A 1,658-nucleotide genomic window follows, 5' to 3' on the forward strand; every position below is an offset into this window, starting at 1 on the left:
CCGCACGGGGAGGCGCCGACGGGCCCGCTCCCCCGCCGGGCGGCCGGGATCGCGCTGGCCTCGGGCATCCTGTGCTGGTCCCTCGCGCAGAACGCGCTGTGGGGGGTGAGCGGGCGCATCGGGACGACCCAGGCGGGGCTCACCGAGGTGACCGTCGGCGCGGTCTTCGCGGCGGCGCTCGGTGCCGGGCTCGCCGGGGTCACGGCGGCGGGCGCGCTCGGCTCGCGGCTCGGCCGGGCGGTGCCGATCGGTGTGGGCACGGTCCTGATCGCGGGCTGTGTGCTGCTCAGCTCGGCGGCCGGGAGCCTGGTCCCGTTCGCGACCGGAGAGATCCTGTGGAACGCGGTCTACCCGGCGGTCCTCTCCTACCTTCTGGGGCTCGCCGCCTCGCTCGACCCGCGCGGCCGCTGGGCCGTCCTGGTCGGTTCGGCGTCCTCCCTGGGCGTGGCCTGCGGCCCGGTGACCGGCAGCCTCCTCTCGGAGAGCGCCGGGTACTCCGGGATGGGCCGGGTCCTGTGCGTGCTGCTGCTCGTGGTCGCGGTGCCGATGACGGCGGTGGCCCGGCACGTCTCGGGCCGTCCGCTGGTGCCGGGCTCGGTGCGGCGCAGGGGCGGCGCCCCGGCGGCCGTCCTGGCGGGCACGGCGGCGGCGACTCCGCCGACGGTCCCTCAGATGGGCGCCCCGGAGCAGGAGGTCGCCCCGGTTCCGGTGCGGGCTCCGCGCCGTATCGCGAAGTCGGCCTTCCGTCTGGCCCGGCCTTCGGACCGGGGCTGAGGGGAGGCCCTTGCCCGCCCGGCCCGGTCGCGGTCAGTCCTGTTCGAACCGCCAGAAGTGGTCCGCGTACGGGCCGCAGGGGTACTGGTTGACCGGGGCGGTCTCGTAGGTGGCCGCGCCGGGGACGGCGAGGCAGAGTCCGCTGTTCGCGTTGACGATCCGGTAGAGCGGGTTCCCGTCCGGGTCGCGCTTCTCGTAGGCGATCCGCCAGTAGTGGTCGGGGTAGTCGCCGCAGGGGAACTGGTTGACGTGGACGGCCGTGGCCTTGCTCGCGCCGGGGACGGCCGCGCAGTGGCCGCTGTTGCCGTTGACGATCCGGTAGCGGGTCCGGCCCGTGTCGTCCGTGCCTGCCGCCGTGAGCCGCCAGTGGTGGTCGGGGTGGTCGCCGCAGCCGAACTGGTCGAGGTCGACGACCCCGGTCGAGGCGCCGGGCACCGCGAGGCAGAGTCCGCTGTTGCCGTTCACGATCCGTACCGGCGTGCCCGTCGGGGGCGGGACGGCGCCCCCGAGCCGGGTGGTGTCCCGCGCGGGCGGCTCGCCGGAGGGCGGGGCCGGGGCCTCGGTGGTGGGGGTCGGCTCCCGTGTCGGTGCGGTCGTGGGCGCGGGCGTACGGGCCGACGGTGCCGCGTCCACGGTCGTGGGGGCCGGGGCGGCGGAGGCCGGGGGCGAGGGGGGGGGGGGGGGGGGGGTGGGGGGGGGGGGGGGGGGTGGGGGGGGGGGGGGGGAGGGGGGGGGGGGGGGGGGGGGGGGGGGGGGGGGGGGGAGGGAGGTGACGAGGGAGAAGGCGGTGACGAGGGAGGGCGGTGACGAGGGGGTGGCCTGGGGGCCGGAACGCCTTCCGGGCCCCGCGTGTCCGCCCCCGTCCCAGGACACGGCGCCGAGGC

General features: G+C 78.1%; 1 protein-coding gene and 1 pseudogene. One reads left to right on the forward strand and one right to left on the reverse strand.

Annotation, left to right across the window (positions count from 1 at the left end; genetic code table 11):
- Nucleotides 1-774, forward strand: a pseudogene (locus BU197_RS04845) (MFS transporter); the annotation flags it as partial.
- A gap of 33 nt (nt 775-807) precedes the next feature.
- Here BU197_RS04845 and BU197_RS30925 read toward each other — a convergent pair.
- Nucleotides 808-1,407 carry an RICIN domain-containing protein gene (locus BU197_RS30925; protein ID WP_188266941.1) on the reverse strand — a complete coding sequence of 200 codons (600 nt, stop codon included), beginning with the start codon at nt 1,405-1,407 and terminating at the stop codon, nt 808-810.
- Nucleotides 1,408-1,658 lie beyond the last annotated feature (251 nt).

This window comes from Streptomyces sp. CBMA291 (assembly GCF_014596525.1).
In the GTDB taxonomy this organism is placed as follows: domain Bacteria; phylum Actinomycetota; class Actinomycetes; order Streptomycetales; family Streptomycetaceae; genus Streptomyces.